The organism is Sporosarcina sp. JAI121, from assembly GCF_013408665.1.
Lineage (GTDB): Bacteria > Bacillota > Bacilli > Bacillales_A > Planococcaceae > Sporosarcina.
Genome location: NZ_JACCCL010000001.1, coordinates 492,971 through 513,120, shown reverse-complemented (window position 1 = coordinate 513,120; position 20,150 = coordinate 492,971). Strand labels below are relative to the sequence as shown.

General features: G+C 40.2%; 22 protein-coding genes. 7 read left to right on the top strand and 15 right to left on the bottom strand.

Going from position 1 to position 20,150, the window contains the following annotated elements:
• Positions 1-14: 14 nt before the first annotated feature.
• From HDC33_RS02460 to HDC33_RS02415, 10 genes are all read right to left on the bottom strand, one after another.
• Positions 15-1,361, bottom strand: a complete 1,347-nt coding sequence (locus HDC33_RS02460; protein ID WP_179390942.1) for a dihydroorotase — start codon at positions 1,359-1,361, stop codon at positions 15-17.
• Positions 1,362-1,391: 30 nt separating this feature from the next.
• The gene (locus HDC33_RS02455) at positions 1,392-2,666 is read right to left on the bottom strand and encodes a TRAP transporter large permease (RefSeq protein WP_179390941.1); all 1,275 of its coding nucleotides are present in this window, start codon (positions 2,664-2,666) and stop codon (positions 1,392-1,394) included.
• Position 2,667: 1 nt separating this feature from the next.
• Positions 2,668-3,168, bottom strand: coding sequence for a TRAP transporter small permease (locus HDC33_RS02450; protein WP_179390940.1), 501 nt, complete (start codon positions 3,166-3,168; stop codon positions 2,668-2,670).
• Between the two features lie 30 nt (positions 3,169-3,198).
• On the bottom strand, positions 3,199-4,116 hold the full coding sequence (locus HDC33_RS02445; RefSeq protein ID WP_218843149.1) for a polysaccharide deacetylase family protein: 918 nt from the start codon (positions 4,114-4,116) through the stop codon (positions 3,199-3,201).
• A 108-nt stretch (positions 4,117-4,224) separates the two neighbouring features.
• Complete coding sequence (locus tag HDC33_RS02440; protein ID WP_179390939.1) at positions 4,225-5,226, bottom strand: TRAP transporter substrate-binding protein; 1,002 nt, start codon at positions 5,224-5,226, stop codon at positions 4,225-4,227.
• A 262-nt stretch (positions 5,227-5,488) separates the two neighbouring features.
• Complete coding sequence (locus tag HDC33_RS02435) at positions 5,489-6,241, bottom strand: IclR family transcriptional regulator (RefSeq protein WP_179390938.1); 753 nt, start codon at positions 6,239-6,241, stop codon at positions 5,489-5,491.
• Between the two features lie 303 nt (positions 6,242-6,544).
• Positions 6,545-8,029, bottom strand: coding sequence for a YjiH family protein (locus tag HDC33_RS02430; protein WP_179390937.1), 1,485 nt, complete (start codon positions 8,027-8,029; stop codon positions 6,545-6,547).
• A gap of 129 nt (positions 8,030-8,158) precedes the next feature.
• A complete protein-coding gene (gene speB / locus HDC33_RS02425; RefSeq protein ID WP_179390936.1) occupies positions 8,159-9,154 on the bottom strand; it encodes an agmatinase in 996 nt (331 codons plus the stop codon).
• Positions 9,155-9,404: 250 nt separating this feature from the next.
• Complete coding sequence (locus HDC33_RS02420) at positions 9,405-10,766, bottom strand: sigma-54 interaction domain-containing protein (protein WP_179390935.1); 1,362 nt, start codon at positions 10,764-10,766, stop codon at positions 9,405-9,407.
• A 283-nt stretch (positions 10,767-11,049) separates the two neighbouring features.
• Complete coding sequence (locus HDC33_RS02415) at positions 11,050-11,532, bottom strand: competence protein ComK (RefSeq protein WP_179390934.1); 483 nt, start codon at positions 11,530-11,532, stop codon at positions 11,050-11,052.
• 250 nt (positions 11,533-11,782) lie between these two features.
• On the opposite strand from HDC33_RS02415, the gene HDC33_RS02410 reads away from it, so the two are divergent.
• The 3 genes from HDC33_RS02410 to HDC33_RS02400 all read left to right on the top strand — a co-directional run bounded on the left by HDC33_RS02410 (position 11,783) and on the right by HDC33_RS02400 (position 13,579).
• Positions 11,783-12,271, top strand: coding sequence for a sigma-70 family RNA polymerase sigma factor (locus tag HDC33_RS02410; protein ID WP_179390933.1), 489 nt, complete (start codon positions 11,783-11,785; stop codon positions 12,269-12,271).
• 486 nt (positions 12,272-12,757) lie between these two features.
• Positions 12,758-13,144 (top strand): OsmC family protein, encoded by a 387-nt coding sequence (locus tag HDC33_RS02405; protein ID WP_179390932.1) that lies wholly within the window; start codon positions 12,758-12,760, stop codon positions 13,142-13,144.
• 228 nt (positions 13,145-13,372) lie between these two features.
• Positions 13,373-13,579 carry a hypothetical protein gene (locus tag HDC33_RS02400; protein ID WP_179390931.1) on the top strand — a complete coding sequence of 69 codons (207 nt, stop codon included), beginning with the start codon at positions 13,373-13,375 and terminating at the stop codon, positions 13,577-13,579.
• 141 nt (positions 13,580-13,720) lie between these two features.
• Here the strand turns inward: HDC33_RS02400 and HDC33_RS02395 are convergent, their stop codons facing one another.
• The gene (locus HDC33_RS02395; RefSeq protein ID WP_179390930.1) at positions 13,721-13,963 is read right to left on the bottom strand and encodes a hypothetical protein; all 243 of its coding nucleotides are present in this window, start codon (positions 13,961-13,963) and stop codon (positions 13,721-13,723) included.
• Positions 13,964-14,339: 376 nt separating this feature from the next.
• Positions 14,340-14,786: a GatB/YqeY domain-containing protein gene (locus HDC33_RS02390; protein ID WP_179390929.1), complete on the bottom strand. Its 447-nt coding sequence runs from the start codon at positions 14,784-14,786 to the stop codon at positions 14,340-14,342.
• A 484-nt stretch (positions 14,787-15,270) separates the two neighbouring features.
• On the opposite strand from HDC33_RS02390, the gene HDC33_RS02385 reads away from it, so the two are divergent.
• The 3 genes from HDC33_RS02385 (at position 15,271) to HDC33_RS02375 (ending at position 15,936) form a co-directional block, all read left to right on the top strand.
• Positions 15,271-15,492, top strand: coding sequence for a DUF1659 domain-containing protein (locus HDC33_RS02385; RefSeq protein WP_179390928.1), 222 nt, complete (start codon positions 15,271-15,273; stop codon positions 15,490-15,492).
• Positions 15,493-15,514: 22 nt separating this feature from the next.
• A complete protein-coding gene (locus HDC33_RS02380) occupies positions 15,515-15,733 on the top strand; it encodes a DUF2922 domain-containing protein (protein ID WP_179390927.1) in 219 nt (72 codons plus the stop codon).
• Positions 15,734-15,807: 74 nt separating this feature from the next.
• Entirely contained in the window at positions 15,808-15,936 is a 129-nt protein-coding gene (locus HDC33_RS02375; RefSeq protein ID WP_179390926.1) for a YvrJ family protein, read from the top strand.
• Between the two features lie 109 nt (positions 15,937-16,045).
• Here HDC33_RS02375 and HDC33_RS02370 read toward each other — a convergent pair whose 3' ends face one another.
• Positions 16,046-17,389 carry a cyclic 2,3-diphosphoglycerate synthase gene (locus tag HDC33_RS02370; RefSeq protein ID WP_179390925.1) on the bottom strand — a complete coding sequence of 448 codons (1,344 nt, stop codon included), beginning with the start codon at positions 17,387-17,389 and terminating at the stop codon, positions 16,046-16,048.
• A gap of 132 nt (positions 17,390-17,521) precedes the next feature.
• Here HDC33_RS02370 and HDC33_RS02365 point away from each other — a divergent pair, with 132 nt between their 5' ends.
• Positions 17,522-17,836: a hypothetical protein gene (locus HDC33_RS02365; protein WP_179390924.1), complete on the top strand. Its 315-nt coding sequence runs from the start codon at positions 17,522-17,524 to the stop codon at positions 17,834-17,836.
• Positions 17,837-18,005: 169 nt separating this feature from the next.
• On the opposite strand, the gene HDC33_RS02360 is transcribed toward HDC33_RS02365, so the two are convergent.
• Together HDC33_RS02360 and HDC33_RS02355 are read right to left on the bottom strand one after the other, a co-directional pair.
• On the bottom strand, positions 18,006-18,326 hold the full coding sequence (locus tag HDC33_RS02360; RefSeq protein WP_179390923.1) for a histidine kinase dimerization/phospho-acceptor domain-containing protein: 321 nt from the start codon (positions 18,324-18,326) through the stop codon (positions 18,006-18,008).
• Between the two features lie 28 nt (positions 18,327-18,354).
• Positions 18,355-19,395 (bottom strand): hypothetical protein, encoded by a 1,041-nt coding sequence (locus HDC33_RS02355; RefSeq protein WP_179390922.1) that lies wholly within the window; start codon positions 19,393-19,395, stop codon positions 18,355-18,357.
• Positions 19,396-20,150: the final 755 nt, after the last annotated feature.

Genomic DNA, 20,150 nt, shown 5'->3' with positions numbered 1-20,150 from the left:
ATTAACAACACCTCTCAATCATATACGGCTGGAATAAAGGATCCATCTCCTTTTTCTCCGACAACTTTTCCGTTGTATACTTCTTTTCCTCTGACAAACGTTCGTTTTACTTTACCGTGCAATTCCATTCCGTGGTACGGGCTCCATCCGGCATTTGAATGCATGTCTACTTCATCTAAGGTCCATTTTTCCATTGGATTCAAGACGACAAAGTCAGCGTCGTATCCAACTTCCAACTTCCCTTTGCGGTGACCTAAGCCGAAACGATCAGCTGGATTTTCACATAATACTTTTGCTAGTTGCAAGATAGAAATTCTTCCTTTGGCCACACCTTCGCTAAATAATATCGGAAGTAACACTTCAACCCCAGGTGCGCCAGACGAATTTTCAAATATATTTTCCGCTAGTTTACGGTCGAGTGGCCAAGGCGCATGATCGGATGTTACCATATCGATTTTATCGTTGGCCAGTAAATTCCATAGTTGCATCATATCCTCTTCGGTACGGAGAGGTGGATTGATTTTCCCTTTCGCTTTTAAGCGGCTCATGTCAGTTTCATTAAGTACTAAATAGTGCGTACACGTTTCAGCAGTCGCGTCTGTACCCTCATTTTTATAGTGGTCTACAAGCCCGAACACACGTGAAAATGTACTGTGATGTAAATGCAGTTTAGCTTTTGTATAATACGCCAACTCTAATACTGTTAACGCTGCCGTCGACTCCGCTACTTTAGGCCTACTCTGACAATGAGCGATTGGATTATTTTGTCCTTTGTCCTTATATTTCTCAATGAACTTCCGGACAATGGCATCAGTTTCAGCATGTACAGTGACAGGTCTACCTGTTTTTTCAATTGCTATAAACGCTTCGAATAGCTCACCTTCGTCAATTCTTGGAAAACGGACAGAATCCGTATTAAACAAGGACACTTTAAACCCGCATGCCCCAGATTCCGCCAATAGCGGAATTTGATCTAACCCGTCATTTGGGGCAATCGTCGCAAGCATCGCCACGTCGACGACAGCCTCGCGTTCTAGCAGTTCTTTTTTCTCTTCAAAAAGAGTTTGTGTGCAAATTAGTTTATCCGCATCGTAGGGCATTTCAACAATCGTCGTTACGCCGCCCGCTGCTGCTGATCGAGTAGCAGTTGTAAATCCTTCTGTTAGGGCACTATAGCAATGAACATGCGCATCGATTGCCCCGGGCAAGATGTATTGACCCGTTGCATCATTCACTTCAACGCCCGGTGTCTCCTCATCTAATATAGATATTACTTTTCCATCGCAGTACGTTAAATACGAATCAAACAAGACTTCCGTCGGTAAAACGATATTGCCTTTAATTGTTTTAGCCTTAAGCATATACGTCCTCCATCTATAACTGTAAAGTTATTATTTAAATAATTGAACCAAGAATAAACTGATTTGTGGTAGATAACTAATAAGCAGTACATTTACTATCATGATTCCTAAAAACGGTAGAATCGCTCTTGTAATTTGCTCCAACCTGATATTTGCAATTTGACAAGCTACAAAGAGATTCACACCCAGTGGAGGTGTGCACATCCCAATCGCTAAGTTTGTAATCATAATCATTCCGAAATGAACAGGATCGATTCCTAGCGAAACAGCAACTGGTGTTAATAAAGGTGCCAAAATAATAATGGCCACACCGCCGTCAAAAAACATTCCGATGATTAACAACAGCACATTAATAATGAGCAAGAAAATGATTGGAGAATCTGTTACATTGGCAAAAAATAAGGCTATCTTTTGAGGTACACCTTCCCTTGTTAAGACCCAGCCGAAAAGCCCAGCATTGGCAATGATAAACATTACGATGGATGTCATAATCATTGATTTTGAGAAGATAGAAATTAAATCTTTCATTTTGATTTCTTTGTAAACGAAGACACCTACGATGAACGAATAAGCTACTGCAACTGCTGCAGCCTCAGTCGGCGTAAAGATTCCACCATAAATTCCTCCAAGAATAATGACAGGCATTAATAGGGCGAGTATTGCGTCTTTAAATGCTGCCCATTTCTCCCCTTTTGGTAAATCTGAATCGCCTTTATAGCCTTTAATTTTGGAGATGATAAAAACGACTAGCATAAGTGAAAACCCAATTAATAGACCTGGTAGAATTCCCGCTATGAATAAGTCTCCGATGGACACACTCGCCGCTACACCAAATAAAATCATTGAAATACTCGGTGGAATGACGACACCTAGTTCACCTGAAATTGCTTGTAATGCGCCTGCGTAACTACGATCGTATCCTTTTTTAACCATTGCAGGAATCAGGATGGATCCTAAAGCAGCTGTCGTCGCGACACCCGAACCTGAAATGGCTGCGAAAAACATCGACGTCACCACAACAACCATCCCTAAGCCGCCCGTTAATGAACCAACTAAAGCATTGGCAAATCGAACTAAACGCGTAGCAATCCCACCCTTTTCCATCAATGTTCCAGCAAATATGAAAAATGGAATTGCCATTAATGGAAACGAATCAATGGAAGTGAACGCTTTCTGTGCCAGAACATCTATTGGAAGGTTGCTAGCGAACACAATCGCAATGACAGAAGATAAACCGATAGACACCGCAATCGGAACAGACATAGCTAGGAAAATAAAGAGGGAAACCATTAGAATAATTAACATATTATAATGTCTCCCCATTCTTTTCAGTATTTTTATTCATAATCAATTCCAATAGAACCACTATAGTGTTCAAGATAAGAGCCGTCGCTCCGATTGGAATGGCTAAGTAAGGAATCGACATTTTAATCTGCAATGCCGGGCTTAATTGCCTACTCACATCGCCAACCATGGAGATACCAACAACGAGCAGCGTGACAAAGAACGTCAGACAAAGCAGATACACAATAATCTTTAGCACTCTCTTTTTTGCTACTGATATATTTTCGGCCAATACTTCAACCGCGATTAGCGAGTGTGTTCGTAATGCCAAAGCTGCGCCTAAAAAGACCGATAAGACCATCAAATATCTTGAGAGTTCTTCAGCCCAAGTAAATGTATGGTGAAATAGATATCTAAAGATTACTTGTGCGATAATGACAACGGACATGGTGCCCAGACTAACAGCTAAAACGATTCGAATTCCTTTATTGATACTATCAATCAATTGAATTATTTTGTTCATATCGCACACTCCTCAGTTCATGCATTAAAGTTAATAATTATCGAGCCAGTGGTTTGCAATATCCAGACGGCGTGCAATCCATACTTTTTCTTTCTGCTGTGCGTATTCGATAAATTCTCGCAACGCAGATATACGATACGGTTGTCCGATAATTCTTGGATGCAATCCAATTGACATCATTTTTGGATGGGTCGCCCCTTCTTCCCATAAGTAATCGAGCGTTCTTTTTAATGAATCTAAAAAGTCAGTTGCGCTACCATATCCTTGAGGGCGAACAAACTTTCCATCATTCAACGTTTGTGAGTAAGGGACAACTAAATGTTTTTTTCCATTGACGGTTATGTAGTATGGCAATTCATCGTTATACGCATCAGAATCGTAAAGAAAACCGCCGTGCTCTACGAGTAATTCTCTTGTGTGGACGGAAGGACCATATCTGCAGTACCAACCTTGCGGGGCAGTACCACAAGACTTTTCAATAGATTTAACAGCATATTCAATTCGTTTCTTTTCCTCTTCACGAGATAAATTCCAAACCTTTTCCCATCTCCAGCCGTGTGCACATACATCATGGCCTGCTTCTTTAATCCATGCACCCACTTCGGGATTTCTTTCTAACGCAATCGCACATCCAAATAATGTTACAGGAACTTTTAGTTCGTCAAATAGTCGTTGCAAGCGCCAGATTCCAACCCGACTGCCATATTCGAAAACTGACTCAACAGCTATATCGCGCATATGATGGGGCATCAGTGGAGTGAACTCCACAAAGCTTTCGTTTTCCGAATCCCCCAAGGATTTCATTTGTTCCGAGCCTTCCTCATAATTGACAGCAATGTTAATGACCACTCGTGCGTCGTTTGGCCATTTCGCAGCAAACCCTTTTTTTCCATAGCCGATATAATCCCTTTTCGGTCCTTGTATATCCATTTCAATTAATTCTTTCACATGAATGACCTCTTTCATGATTACTAATGTCCACAAAGGGAAGATTTTCAACACTTCTTCCCTTCACGGCTTCAATCATCGAGAATTCCGGATACACATTCCTGTTGCTTATTCCGTCTCAGCAACAATTTTATGGATATCGCCGAACTTCTTTTCGTATTTTTGATAGATTGGTTGTACAGCTTCTTTAAATGGTTCCAAATCCGTGTCTTCAATGATTTCCATGCCGTTCTTAACTGCGATTTCTTTAAACTCTTTTTCTAGTTGTTGTACATATTCCCTTTCATATGCACCCGCCTCTTTCGCAGCTTCCAAAAGAATCTGTTGAGTGTCTTCTGGATAACCACTAAATTTGTCGTTGTTCATCAAAATCATTCCTGCAGAATACATGTGATTCGTTACCGTTAAATATTTATGAACTTCATAATACTTTTGTGGAATCAATACAGCCAAGGAATTCCCTTGTCCATCTACAATTCCTTGCTGCGCTGAAAGGAAAAGTTCACTAAATGGAATAGGTGTAGCTGACGCCTTAAAAGCATTGATTGTATCGATTTGAATTTGATTTTCTTGTGTTCGTAATTTCAAACCTTTCAAATCTGAAAATTGACGAACCGGCTTTTCATTTGTCGCAATATGATACGCTCCGTTATCTACCCAATAGAGATTTTTAAAGTTCGCATCTTCCAATTGCTTAGAAATTATTTCACCTACTTCACCGTCTAACACTTTTTCAGCGTGTACATGATCTTTGAATAGAAACGGGAAATCCAATGCGTTTACTTTGTCTGCAAAGTTCCCCATCGGTCCCGTGGAAAGTATCGCGATGTCGATGCTGCCATTTTGAACGGATTCTGCTGCTTCTCTCTCCGCACCCAATTCAGAGTTTGGGTGTATTTGAATTTTGATTTCACCGTTTGATTTCTCTTCAACAAGCTCTTGAAATTTCAATGCCCCCTGCTGAAGATGGGAATCTAAACTTCCACCATGCGCTAAAGAAAGCGTTTCCATTTCTCCGCCATCTTGTCCACCCTTACTAGAACATCCTGCCATTATCATCATGGCAATCCCCAACATGAAACCGCTCTTTACTATTTTTCTCAATGCCATTCACCTCTCCTTATTATCAATTAATGAGAATTATAAAACTACCTCTTGAGAATTATATTAAACGAAGAATTTTAATATGGCAAGAACTTTTTGAGTATTTCTTCAGAAAATTAACTCTCCCTTTTACATTTTACGAATTCTTCTCAAGACCCACGCTTAAAAGTCAAAAAAAAAGAACCCCTTTTTTAATCTAAACATCGATTATGAAATAGGGATTCCCTCCTGCAAGTGGCGCTATTAAATTAGATAGAACAAAGACTACTTAATCACTTAATAATGACTGATTTTCATGGATTTTTTCAGTGATTTCTTTAGATGCTTTCACGACTTCTGCAATTGTCATTCGGGTAGCATCCTCACTAAAACGATCCTTTGGTCCAACAATCGATAAACTTGCAATTACTCGATTGAATTCATCAAAAATCGGCGCAGCCACCGCCAGTGTATCCGAATCTACTTCTCCAACGGTTTTAATAAAGTTGGTCTTTCGAATTTCTTCTAATTCCATATACAATTTATCGGGCTCTTCTTCTTTCTCCGCAGTAAGTATCTTATTGATTGTTTTCTCGTTTTCAAATGCCAAGATGGCTTTTCCAGAAGCCCCCCGATGCAAGGGATGAGTATTACCGTTTTTAGTAACCAGTCCGATAAGCCTTTTCCCTTCTATATACTGTACTGTAATTCCAATTGTTCCCCTTCTCACTACCAATAGAGATGTTTCATTCAACTTTTCGGTCAATTCTTCCATGATAGGACGAGCAATTGTCAGTAGATCCCGATCTATCTGCTGATGCAAACTTCTTGCCAAATCCATGATACGCATACCTAGGCTTATCTGTCCCCTGGATTTCCTTTCCACGACCCCATTTAGTTCCAACGTCTTAATCAGCCGATAAGTCGTACTTTCTGGAAGCGGTACTTTTTCCGAAATCTCACTTACCGTCATTGTCTTTTCCGCTTCTGCCAATACAAATAATATATCAAGAGCCCTGCCTACTGTCTGTGTCTGGTCCATAATTCTCCCACTCCGTATCTAGTATTCTGAGACTTCAAGTAAATGTCATAAATTCGAACGTAAATGTAAATAAAATCATTTCCAATCTATTATATCACAACGATTATCATTCAATGATAACTCCATTTCTTTCTCCGATAATAAAGTGAAGGGAGGAATAACTAAACATGAAAAACTCTGCTATTCTCCCTTCCATTTACCACAAAAAAATCAGACATCCTAAAAGGTGTCTGATTTCAAAATTACTATACTTGTGTAGTGACATTCCTAAGTAGGATTCTATACGAATACCTGACTGTCTACTCAAAACAACAGATGCATGAACAACGCTACGATTGGAATCGCAATCAAAGTACGAAGTAAAAAACATACAACGAGCTCGCCAAATTTCACTGGCAATTTTGTCGCCATCATGACTACGACTGTTTCGGATAGGAAAATAATTTGAACCATTGATAATGCCGTAATGAAGTATCTTGCGCCAATTTCGATAACGTCAATTTTATCTGCTATCAATAGCACAGGAAGGAACATTTCAGCAAATCCAACGGGAATGGAAGGTGCAATGACTGAAGCATTAGGTACCGCAAACAGGTTTAAAAGAGGAATAAACGCCTGGCCAAGCCAATTGAAAACAGGTGTGTATTCAGCGATAATTAAACCGGATATTCCAGCTGCCGCAATTAACGTCAATACCTTTGGCAGTACATTAAACCCATCTTTTAAACTTAATACAATTTCTTTAAATAAGCTCTCCGCGGTATAAGCCCTTTTGGCTGCACGCTCAGCACCACGCTTAAAAATGCCCAGTTCGAATTTCGCTTCATTCGTTCTGTCCTCTACTGTCTGCACTTTTCCACTATGAAACGTATTTGGTTTCCTCGAAAGGGGTGGAATTCTAATCATTACAATGGAGACTAGAAATGTTATCGCAAGGGATGAGAAGTATGTTTTTAAAAAATGATCTCCCAAACCTGCTGTATTAATAACTAATAACGCAAACCCTACACTCACTGCACTAAAAGACGTAGCAATAAATGCTGCCTCTTTTCTAGTATAGACATTCATGCGATACAGTCTACTCGTAATGATTACAGCCATTGAAGATGACCCGACAAATGAAGCGATTGCATCGATTGCACTCTTTCCAGGAACTTTAAAAAGTGGTCGCATTAACGGTTCCATAATTGAACCTACGAAATCTATTCCCCCATAATTCAAAAGGAAAGGCATAAAAAATGCGCCAACGATAATTATCCAAGTCACCCCAAGGACAATGCTCGGAATAACGGTACCACCCGTACCACTGCCAACAATCCAGTCTGGGCCTGTAAATTGGGTAAAAGTGAAATCAAGGGTATATATAACAGTATAGAAAGCTCCTAATAGATAGAAGAATGGATGCATAACAGAGTCATGGCCATAATATTTCCCTAAGAAAGAATCATTTTTTGCAACAAATTTCCCATAGAAACTTGCAACTACATTTACTACCATTAACAATGTAACAATCCATAATCCTACAATCCCAAATAAGTTTTGAAGATAGTTATAAATGTACCCGAATAATATATCCGTTTTTCCGTTTATATTCATCGGAATAAAGAAAACAAGAACAGCAATCGACGTGAAAACGATTGACTTAGTAATACCAATTCCATATTGTTTTTTAGTTATTGTTATCTGGTCAACATAACCGGGATCATCGCGATCCACTATTTCAATATTGGGGCTAGGGTCCTTACGTTTCACCTTTTTCTTATCAATTTCCAATGCACTCTGATTCATATTGTCACCTCCATATGTCTTGGGGCAAAAAAGAATATTGATGTTCCATGGAAAGAATGTTTTGGTGTGTAGATGTAACATAATAGAGAAAGATGTGAACATCCTTCTCTACTATGTCAATTCTCTATTTCAGCTATTTAATTGAAGAGATGAAGCCAACTCCAATTGCTCAGGTACTTCTTTTTCTTTTAAAATGAAACTGATAAAATCAAGAATAAGTCTTGCACCAACTTGACTCGTTATTCCAGTAGGATCATATGGAGGAGAAACTTCCACTAAGTCAAAACCGATTACATTCCCCCTTTTCGCAATCCCTTCCAATAGCTCATTCACCTCGTCATAGTACAATCCGCCCGGGGAAGGAGTTCCTGTACCAGGTGCCAATGAAGGATCCAATCCATCTATATCTATTGTTACATAATAGTTTTCGCCTTCTGGAATTAAATCCAAAACCGATTCAATACTCATTTTCCTCATTTGTCGTGGAGACAAGATTACACTCCCATACTCTCTAGCCGCATCCACATCTTCCTTTTTGCTACTACTAATCCCACGGATTCCTAATTGGAACATCTTATCGACATAGTCCATTTCCGCTAAACGACGAAGCGTGCTACCATGCCCGTATCTTTGTCCTGAACGATGATCCGCCCAATCCAGATGTGCATCTATTTGAATTACGTGGAATGGACCCACCGAATCTAATGCCCTTCCAACCGGTATTGTAATGGAATGATCTCCCCCCATTACGACAGGTATGGCTCCTTTAGAAACGATTTTTCTAATCGACTCTTCAACATTTTCGAAGCTCTGTTCCAAATCGCCATGAACGATATCCACATCCCCGCAATCGACCACTTTACAGTCCGGACCTAAATACATAATATCCTTCTCAATATCATAGGCCCCTTCCAGCCCGAAACTATATAAAGTAGAGCCTTCCCGCATTCCACGTGGCCCCATTCTAGTACCCGACTTCCACTGTGTCCCCATGTCATAAGGCACTCCAATAACCGCTACATCCGCATCTAGTTCGTCGAGGCTTGTGCAGATTGGATACTTACCAAATGAGCAAATACCTGTGAATGGAAGGTTAAGAACTTGTTTTTCGTTTTGATTTTTCATCATAAATCCCCCTCATAGTTTAAAATTCAGTTTCAAGAAAAAAGGCTTTGCTAGTGTTACCTTTTCTTGATAACTATACTATTGCAAGTAGTGTGCCAATCCCGGGAGAGGGGCGTCCGTACAATAGCGCAAGCAACTGTACAGCCTTGAATTTCGATAAGGTAAAGGCTTTCGGATCTAAACATGAAATTTCCGTGTTCCAGTTTAACCAAAATCCGGCATTATTTAATCTTATACGTAAGAAACCTAGTCAACTTTGACTAGGTTTCTTAGTAACATACTGGTTTATCTTTCTACTTGCCGTGGATTGGCTAATTCCTAACATCTTCGCTAACTTAATGCTGCTAGGATATTTCTCATACATTCGAGCAATATAATCTCCTTCCACCATCCCGATATAGTTATCTAAAGTCATAACAGCTTCTTCGGAGGCTTTTATCCCGACTACATCGACATCAATCAGATTTTCATTAGATGTGATTAAAATGCGCTCGATAAAATTTCTAAGTTCCCTTATATTCCCCCTCCACTCCTGCCTATTTAGCCAAGAAATCATATTTGAAGAAAACTCTTTATTCATTTTATACTTAGCATTAAATTCACCTAATAATTCAGTAACTAACCTATTTATTTCTTCCCTTCTTTCGCGTAAAGGAGGTATAGCTATCTTGATAACATTAATTCTGTAATAGAGATCTTCCCGGAACTTTTTTTCGGCAATTAACTTTTGGAGATTTTGGTTTGTTGCACATATTATTCTGCAATTAAGTTTAATAATTGAACTGCCACCTACCCGTTGAATCGTTAAGTTCTGGAGGACAGATAACAATTTAACTTGTAAATTTAACGGCAGCTCGGAAATTTCATCGAGTAGTATAGTACCTTTCCCGGCAGCTTCAAAATAACCCTTTTTTCCGCCTTTCTTGGCACCCGTAAACGCACCTTCTTCATACCCGAACAGCTCAGATTCAATTAGCGACTCGGGGATAGCCCCACAGTTAACTTCTATAAAAGGTTCGTCTTTCCGATTGGATTTTTGGTGAATCTTCTGTGCGATGAAGTTTTTCCCTACTCCCGATTCCCCTTCCAATAAGACAGGAACATCTATGCAGGATACTTTTTCAACAATGCTAAAGACATGCCTCATTTCCCCTAGATTGGTAGAAGAGGAACCCGCATTCCCACTTTTCATCTTTTCAATTTCTTCTTCATATAAAAGCATTATTTTAGCTACTTGATCATTCGTTTTTTTAAGATAATCAAGTTCTGTAATATCTCTAGAAAAACTAATAGCTCCCAATAGTTCTTGATTATCATTAATAATCGGATAGCCAGAGACCACTATTTTTCTTCCCATTGTCGTTTCCTGAATAATTGTTTCTATCTTTTTTGTTTTTAAGACTTTACCAGTAACCGAAGGAGATAGTATCCCTTCCTTCTCTAATACAAATACATTTTGATTAATAATCTCTTTTGCATCAATCCCAAAAAAGTTTTTGAAGCTATCACTTGAAAGTATAATATTGCCCTCTGCGTCTGTTACAAAGATTTCGTCAAATGAATATTGGACGATATTTTCCAAAACCAGTTGGCTTTTCAGTAATGGTAGCATTCGTTATTCCCCCTATTCATCTATGGGTATATACTATTCTAATTTGACTATAAATTCAATCTCTTTAGAACGCGATAGCAGTAATGCGCACCTAAATTCCTTTTTATTAATCAAGTACCTGAGCAAATGCTGCAGAAATAACAGATGTTTCAAGAATCGGCTAAATAATTTGAACCAATCAAAAAAAGATCACTCATTAACAAAAATGGTTGATCTTCATTTTATTAGCATACAATTATTGGGTTTTATACAAATAAATACCCGTCACTCACTCTTGCTATCATCACTTTACACCCGCATATAATTCCTTTTCCCGATGCATCAAGTGGCTTATGCTCATCAGTGTGTGCAGGCGTTGCTTTTGTTTTAGTATAGTGTTTTTCGAGGCTTTTACGTTGATGGATGTGCCGTTCACGAACGTTACAACCGATTGCCCTTTCACAACTTCCTCGACGTTGAGGCGGTGATTGAATATCCAGACACAATCCGGATTTTGTGGCGATTTTGTCGGGAAAACCCCGATTTCGTTAGGTGCTATGATGAATGGCGGTTTCTTTGAATAATTCAACAAAGACGATGCAGCTTGTTTACGACCTTCCTTCGTTGAAAAGTATGTGAGGCACGCTTTATTCAGTACGTTTTTTGGTGTTAACTTAGAAAAATAAGTACCATGTGTTGTAATGATTTTGGAACGATACTCTCCAGTGAAAATTGATTTAAGCGCTAATGCTCGTCCATCAATCAAATCAGAATCACAATTTAGCAAGTCAAAATCCCCCTTTTTCTCCGTTGTATATACAGATTACCATTCTACAATAACATTTCATAGTCATAATTGATTAAATATGATGAATTTTGTAATTATAAAAGGTTCATACGTCACCTATGGCCCTTCCATTCATCCTATATAGTACGCCAAAAGTCACAAATCCTCGTTAGATTTCCTAATTCGAATGAACTACTATGTAGTCACCCGGGAATAAAAAGTATCGTGCACGGTCGGGAAGGCCGCTCAAATGTTGAGTTTTGATGATATTTTGGAACAGTACGAACCGATGATATCCGCATTTATCCGCAAGCTGAATATTCACCGTAACCACGACAGTTTCAGACAGGCAGGAAGAGTCGCTTTGTGGCAAGCATGGAATCGTTTTGATGTTACGAAAGGGAATTTCACGCCATTTGCCTATCGAAGCATTCGGGGCAGCATGCTGGATGAATTGAAAAGAGAAAGCCAATTTGAAGAGAATGTAATCCTAATTGGAGACAAGTCCCTTGAGTATATAGTTGAGCCCGAATTCGCTATCCATTATGGATTGCCGAATTTAGTTGAGGAAGCGCTGGACAACTTGTCTCCCGCCGAGCAGGAACTTGTCCGGTGGTTGTTCATCGAAGGTTTCACGCTTGAGGAATGCGCTGGGAGAGTCGGCATTTCAGTAGCAGGAATAAAGAAGAGGAGGCAGCGGATACTTGGGAAGTTGAGGAGTGAATTGGTGGGCGGATAGCGGTGAGTTCGTGGGAGACCTTCATGTTTGTTGGACACTTTCCGGGATTGGTTGGAGACTTTTCTTTGTTGGTTGGACAGTTGCTGGGCTTTGTTGGACACTCGGATGAGTTCGTTGGAGACTCCGGGGTTTGTTGGACACTTTACAAGATTCGTTGGACACTACACGGGGTTGGTTGGAGACTTTATGGACTTTGTTGGACACTTCGAGGAGTTCGTTGGAGACTCCCCCGTTTGTTGGACACTTTACAAAGTTCGTTGGACACTACATGGAGTTCGTTGGAGACTTTATGGACTTATTTCGTTGGACACTTCGAGGAGTTCGTTGGAGACTCCAACGTTGGTTGGACACTTTACTAGGTTCGTTGGACACTTTCCAGGTTTCATTGCAAACTACCTGGAATTAATTCAAAAAGTACCCCTTTTACACGGGATATGCTTTAATCCAGCGAACCCTATATATTCAATAACAAGGAGGGGATTTTTTATGAAATTTCAAATGACGGAAAACGGTTTTGAGACACTGACGGAATTTGGTCAACTAGCCATCTCAAGTAATGAAGCTTATGGATTTCGGCCGTACCAACTTCTTGTTTCTTCTCTTGCGGTATGTAGTGGCGGAGTGTTGCGGAACATTCTGGAAAAAATGCGCATGCCCGCCGAGAATATAACGATTGAAGTGAAGGAAGTAAAACGAAATGAGGAGATAGCCAACAGAGTTGAAAAAATCCATCTGCATTTTATCATTGACGGTCAAAATATCGATGAATCACAAATGGACAGAGTCTTCGAGTTGACGAAGAAGAACTGTTCCATGGCACAATCCGTTATCAATTCAATAGAACTTATTGAAACGTATGAAATTAGAAGGTAACAGTAGGGGAAAACTGCACACAGTTGAATAAGGTCAGATCAGGTCTCTTACTAAATGCAAGAGGAAGGCAACCACATGTTGATATGGTTGCCTTCCTCTTTTACTGTTTCATTACGGTGGAAGATTTATGTTTCTGGATAGAGTAATAAGTCGCTTTTAGGTATTAATGGTAGTAGGGAAATTCCGTAATTAATGTTAATCTTTATAATAGGAAAGGAGTGGTTACAATTGAACAAAAACAAACTAAATATGATTATCGCAATAATCGTAAGCGTCACGATTCTAACAATTGGAAGTGTACTGATTATCCAGATGGGGAAAAATCATCAAACAAATACACTTATTATTGAGAAGTGCTTTGATAAATTTGATAAAGAAGGTACTGTGATGGTAGAAAAGAAGAATTTTTGGTCACTAGTTACTTGTGAAAAATAATAGCATATTTCACGACCTTATATTCGAGGTCTTGAAATATGCACTTTTTATTTAAGCGCGTTCCTCTCCGGCACACCCTCGATCGTAGTTAAAAAAGAACGCCCGATGAGGACGTTCCTGTCAAACGCTTACTGCGTACAGTTATTTGTTTTTTATATAGTCCATACCTTGCGTTGTGATTGCTAAAACCAGATTGTCTGTCCCTTGCCCACTATCCGAGGCATATTCCTTTTCGATCAGGTATTCAATCGCCAGTTTGCTAGTGACGTCTGCATTTGCCATTGCTTTGGGTAATGTATAACTTCCTCCATTATTAGCAAAATGATAATCATAAAGGCTTTGTAACAGTACATCTGCTAGCTGATCTCTTTCTACATTCATCATACGTAATCCCTCCCCTTTACATCCATAATTCGACAGAAGAGATGGAACTCCTTCTTTACTTAACTACGCTTTTTCCGCCAACTCCTAAGTAACGTTTTACAATTGCTGTTCATTTCCTAGACTTCATCTATTTTTAATGCAATTGAATCGGAAAATGGGTTGGATTACACTCAACCCAAGGGGCTAATGGATCATCTTTTAAATAGTTTGGATTGGATGAATGAATAAATAGCCAAGTTTCTTCAGCGATGAGTAATTCGTGATGTGAGGTCGAGTAGGAAGGAAACTTTCTGCCCATTCGACAAATTGTGTTCCCGCCTACCTCACAGAACCGTGCTTGTGCGATTAACGCACAGGAACACCTGATTTTTTCATTCTACAGCAACTCTTTTACAACTTTGCTGATCAATCCTCCGTCAGTTTTGCCTTTTAGTTCGGCCATTGCCAGACCCATCACTTTCCCCATATCTTGCTTGCCGGCAAAACCATTCGAATCGATAATACCTTTTACAATTGTTTTGACTTCATCTTCGCTAAGTTGCTTAGGTAGATATAACGTTAGCATCTGAATGCGGTTTTCAAGATCTGTTATCATCTCTACCTTATTGGATTGTTTTGCGTAGGTCAGGGATTCCTGGGTTTGCTTGATTTCCGTTTGTATGACCTGCATAACTTCCTCATCGGTCAGTTCTGTACCGTCATTTTTATCAATTTCTTTCTTTTGAATCGTACTTAATACCAAACGAATGCTTGTTAAATCCTCTTTGTTCTTTGCTTTCATTGCTTCTTTCATTGAATCCTTCAACTTTTGTTTAAGCGTCATTTAAAAAACTCCCTCTACTGATTCATTTTCCATCAATTTCTATATTTAATTATACCCTAGACTTATTACTTTTAAAAAATATTTACATTCGGGGATGTATCTTAAACCTACCTTAGTTTCGTTGGTAACTCCCCTGTATGTTGGACGCTTTCCGGGATTGGTTGGAGGCTACTTGGGATTGGTTGGATAGTTGCTGGACTTCGTTGGACACTTCGATGGTTTCGTTGGAAACTCCCCCGTTTGTTGGACACTTTCCGAGATTGGTTGGAGGCTCCTTAAGGTTGGTTGGACAGTTGCTGGACTTCGTTGGACACTTCGGCAGTTTCGTTGGAAACTCCCCCGTTTAGAGGCCATTTTCCCAGGTTAATAAAACACCCGATGCAAATACCATTAACACCATAAACAACATTTATTAAAAACTTTTCAAACATTGTCTCCTTTCTCCCGCTTTTACTCTATATAGAGGATGAAGGGAGGTGATCACATGGCAGTGACATTGGAATTTCACCAGGCGGTCGGTCGGGTTTACTTGGACGGTGGCTTGACAGAAGACGGAAAGCTCATCCGTAAATCGCAGACGTACCGCAATATCAAGGAAAACGTACAACCGGACGATTTGCACAAAGCGCTGAAGCAAATTGCCCAGCTATCGGAGCTTCGCTTCATCGGAGCAGAGTTAGTGGAAACATCAAGCGTGATTGACTAATCAAGAATGGGAGTGAGTAGGAATGGCAAAGACATTGCAATTGAACTTCAATACAGCAAGCGGTAAAAAGGTGACTATGACGGTGAATGATCCTCGTCCCGATTTGACGACGCAAACCGTGGAGGCGGCGATGCAGGAGATCATCGCTTTGGATGTATTCGAATTGAACGGTGCTTCACTGGCAACGATAGTGGACGCCCGGATTGTAGAGCGAAATGTAACTGAACTTGTAAACGGATAACAGATGCACTGATCGGTTCACCAGTTTTCGGACTGGTGACCGTTTTTTTATGTAGTAGGAGAGGAGGAAACGGGATGGAACAATGGATGAGTCTCATACAGGAAATCGGTTTCCCGATATTCGTATCATTCTATCTTTTGCACCGGCTCGAAACAAAACTCGTCGCGATACATGATGTTTTACTGACTTTAAAAATGAAGTGAAAGAACCTGCGCTTGCAACAAAGATGTACATTTCGCATAAACGCATATAAAAAATACTGCCACAATCCGAGTCCTTCGAATTGTGGCAGTATTTGTTGGTATCGGATGCTTATCGCTCAAGTTTATGTTCTTGGACAAAACCTTTTAAAATATCGCTTAAATTCGGACTGCCCACTTCGTCTAAATCATAGTGTACACGTGTACAAGGTTTGTTAATCGAAATGATGCGAGTTAAATCCATCGGTGTTCCAATGATCACTGCATCACAGTCAGCCTTATTGATGGTTTCTTCAAGGTCTTTCAATTGTTGTTCGCCGTATCCCATTGCTGGAAGGACGTTTCCAATATGTTGGTATTTGTTGTATGTTTCAATTAATGTACCAACTGCAAATGGGCGCGCGTCAATGATTTCTTTCGCTCCTAAACGTTCAGCCGCAACTGAACCTGCGCCAATTTTCATCTCTCCATGAGTCAACGTCGGTCCATCTTCAACGACTAATACACGTTTTCCGGTAATACTCTCCGGATGATCGACCGTAATTTTGGATTCGGCTTTAATGATGCTGCTGTTCGGACTTGCGAATTTAATGTTATTTTCTACGATTTGAATGGCTTCTTTTGTCGCACTATCGATTTTATTAATGATGGCCACATCGGCTGTTCGTAAACTCACTTCGCCAGGATAGTATTTCAACTCATGACCAGGGCGATGCGGGTCCAGGACAGTAACGGCTAGATCAGGCTCGAAGAAAGAGAAATCATTATTTCCTCCGTCCCATAAAATCACGTCACAACCATCTGGATCATTTTCAGCTGCCGCTAAAATGTCCGCATAATCAACGCCCGCATATACAATATTACCGCGCGCCACATGTGGTTCATACTCTTCCATTTCCTCAATCGTACAATTATGTTTCTTCAAGTCCTCCACTGTCGCAAAACGCTGAACACGCTGCGCGTTTAAATCGCCGTAAGGCATAGGGTGTCTGACCGCAATGACCTTTAAATCATGCTCCAATAACGTTTCGATAATTTTTCGTGACGTTTGACTCTTTCCCGTTCCAGTTCGTACAGCGCAAACGGAAATGACGGGTTTATTGCTTTTTAACTGTGTTTTTTTAGGTCCTAGTAATTTGAAGTCAGCACCCGCTGCATTCACAATCGCGCCTACGCCCATCACATCTTCATAACTACTATCACTATAAGCAAACACACATTCATCCACTTGCAACTCTTCAATCAGCTCTGGCAATTGGTCCTGTGAATAAATCGGAATTCCCTCCGGATAAAGTTCGCCAGCTAATTCACTTGGATATTTACGTCCATCTATATCAGGTATTTGCGTTGCCGTAAAAGCAACAACGTTATACGCTTCATTATCACGATAAACCGTATTAAAATTGTGGAAATCTCTACCTGCAGCACCTATAATAATAATATTTGTTCTCTTCATAGCAATCTCTCCTATACTCGTGATGTCTTTTTATAATTATAGATTAATTTGCATCTTAATACAAACAGAATTTTTACATATGCTAGATAATAAATTTGGACAGTTAATGGAGCTTGTTGGATATCACCCCGTTTGTTGGACACTTTCCAGGATTGGTTGGAAACTTCCCGACTTTTGTTGGACAGTTTATGGGCTTTGTTGGACACTTCGATAGGTTCGTTGGACACCGCCTCGTTTGTTGGACACTTTCCAGGATTGGTTGGAAACTTCCCGACGTTCGTTGAACAGTTTCTGAACTTTGTTGGACACTTCGATTGGTTCGTTGGACATCACCCGTTTGTTGGACACTTTCCAGGGTTGGTTGGAAACTTCCCGATGTTTGTTGGACAGTTTCTGAACTTTGTTGGAAACTTCGATTGGTTCGTTGGACATCACCCCGTTTGTTAGACACTTTCCAAGGTTGGTTGGAAACTCTCTACGTTTCGTTGGAGACTCCCAATAATAAAGGGTACCTGTTAATAGGTAAATAACAATTCATCATTACGAAAAAAGCGCAAGAAAAAGGCAACCCAATATCGTCAAGGTTGCCTTTCTCCTTTACTTTATGCACGCCTACCTAACATTTCATGGAACTCTCAAGAACCTTTTGCAAATCCAACTCTTCAAAAGTGGAAATCTGCGGGTTAGCCAGTAATAACAAATCATTTATGACTTCTTCTATTTTTTCAATTTCCAACATAACTACATCAAAGTGTTGATTTGGTGTCCCCTGCGTGCCTAATTGCGTGAACCCTTTAATAGCTGTTAAGGGATTTCGTATTTCATGCGCAATGCTTGCAGCAAGTTGTCCAACAACAAATTGTTGGTCTGTACTTTGTATACTATCTTTAGTTTTTGTTCGCTCCGATAAATACCTGACTTTCCCGTTGTTATGCATTCGTTTTCATCCCCTTTTATAATGTTCATTACACATTAAAAAAAGAAGGTTGTTGTGGCGGCCTCCCGGGAGGAGCATGAGCCCATTTAACCATTGCATACTCATTCGTATATATCCACTTTCCACCGTTTGAGGATTGCAGCGTGAACATATCAACGATTCCCCAAAAAATCAAATCACTTTGTCCTCCCATTGCCATGTTTAGGGATTCTGTAGGCGGAGGGGCTCCCATAATAACAGCCGGCGATTGACGATCCCACTTTTGGCTAGATTCAGTAGGTAGATTAGGATTATCAACATTTTTATTTTCTAACACGTCAGTTTTAGATGTTACAAATGGGTCAATCAAACCATTCGCCTGTTCTAGCACTTTCACTTCCTGAAACACCGGTTGTCGATCTACGGAAGTTTCTTCTAACATAGAATCTACGACAAGGTTAACCTCGTCATTCATGCTACTATCTTCTAAACCGATTTTGTTATGTTGCTCAACTTCACTACTACCGCCTTGTTTACTCAATACATCCGTCCCAATTTCAGGTGCTAAAAGTATAATAGGTTCCCGCTTCGACGCAGAACCGACATCACTATTCTCTTTAAAATTAGTGGAGAAATTTTCATTCCTACTAATGTCTTTAACGATTTCCTGTGGAAGTTGTGTTACTTTATCCACCGTTTCAACAGCTTCAATAACCTCATCTGCAGAAACGTCGATTGTAGTTTTCAAAGTTTCATTAACAAATTCACCTGGGTTTTCTACAACGGTTTGAACAGAAGAAGTTGTTTTCTTAACTGTTACACTTACATCCTTAACAACCGGGCTGACGACAGGAATGGCTGGCAATTCATTGACGACCGAATTTACTGTGTCATTGACCACATTCGTCACTTCAGAGGTTGTCTTCCCCACAGTTTCGGTTACTGTCTTATTTAGTAAATTCCCTGTAGCCGCAATTCTAGATATGACAGGTTTACTTTCCAATGGTTTGGGTAAATTTGTTCCCGTATTATGCAAACCATTAACTGTTTCTTGAAGGACTTTATCAATAGACTCCGTTTTCTCTTTCAACGCATTGTCTACCTTCTTTACGCTACCAAATAAGATGCTTCGAGATTTCCCAACTTCCTTGCTACTTGGAGGATCCGTGGAAGCTCCCGTATTTTCACCATGAACGACAGTAGGGACGATTAGGAATAAACAGAAGCCAGTCACACAATATAAGAATATCCTCCTCAATTGATCTCCCCCCCGACTTTGTCAATCATCTAAATTATTATAACATTCTACCAATTCGAAAGCTAGATATTTATTCCATTTAAACTTGGCATTCGGGGTTCTCATTGGAGACTTCTCTGTTGGTTGGACGCTTTCCCGGATTGGTTGCAGACTTTCCGATGTTCGTTGGACACTTCAATGGTTTCGTTGGAGACTCCCTCGTTCGTTGGACACTTCCCCGGATTGGTTGCAGACTTTCCGAAGTTCGTTGGACAGTCGCTGACTTTTGTTGGACACTTCAATAGTTGCGTTGGAGACTCCCTCGTTGGTTGGACACTTTCCCGGATTGGTTGGAAACTTCCCGACGTTCGTTGGACACTCGCTGACTTTTGTTGGACGCTTCAATAGTTTCGTTGGAGACTCCCTCGTTTGTTGGACGCTTTCTCAATTTGGTTGCAAACTTCTCGAAGTTCGTTGGACACTCGCTGACTTTTGTCGGACACTTCAATGGTTGCGTTGGAGACTCCCTCGTTGGTTGGACACTTTCCCGGATTGGTTGGAAACTTCCCGACGTTCGTTGGACACTCGCTGACTTTTGTTGGACGCTT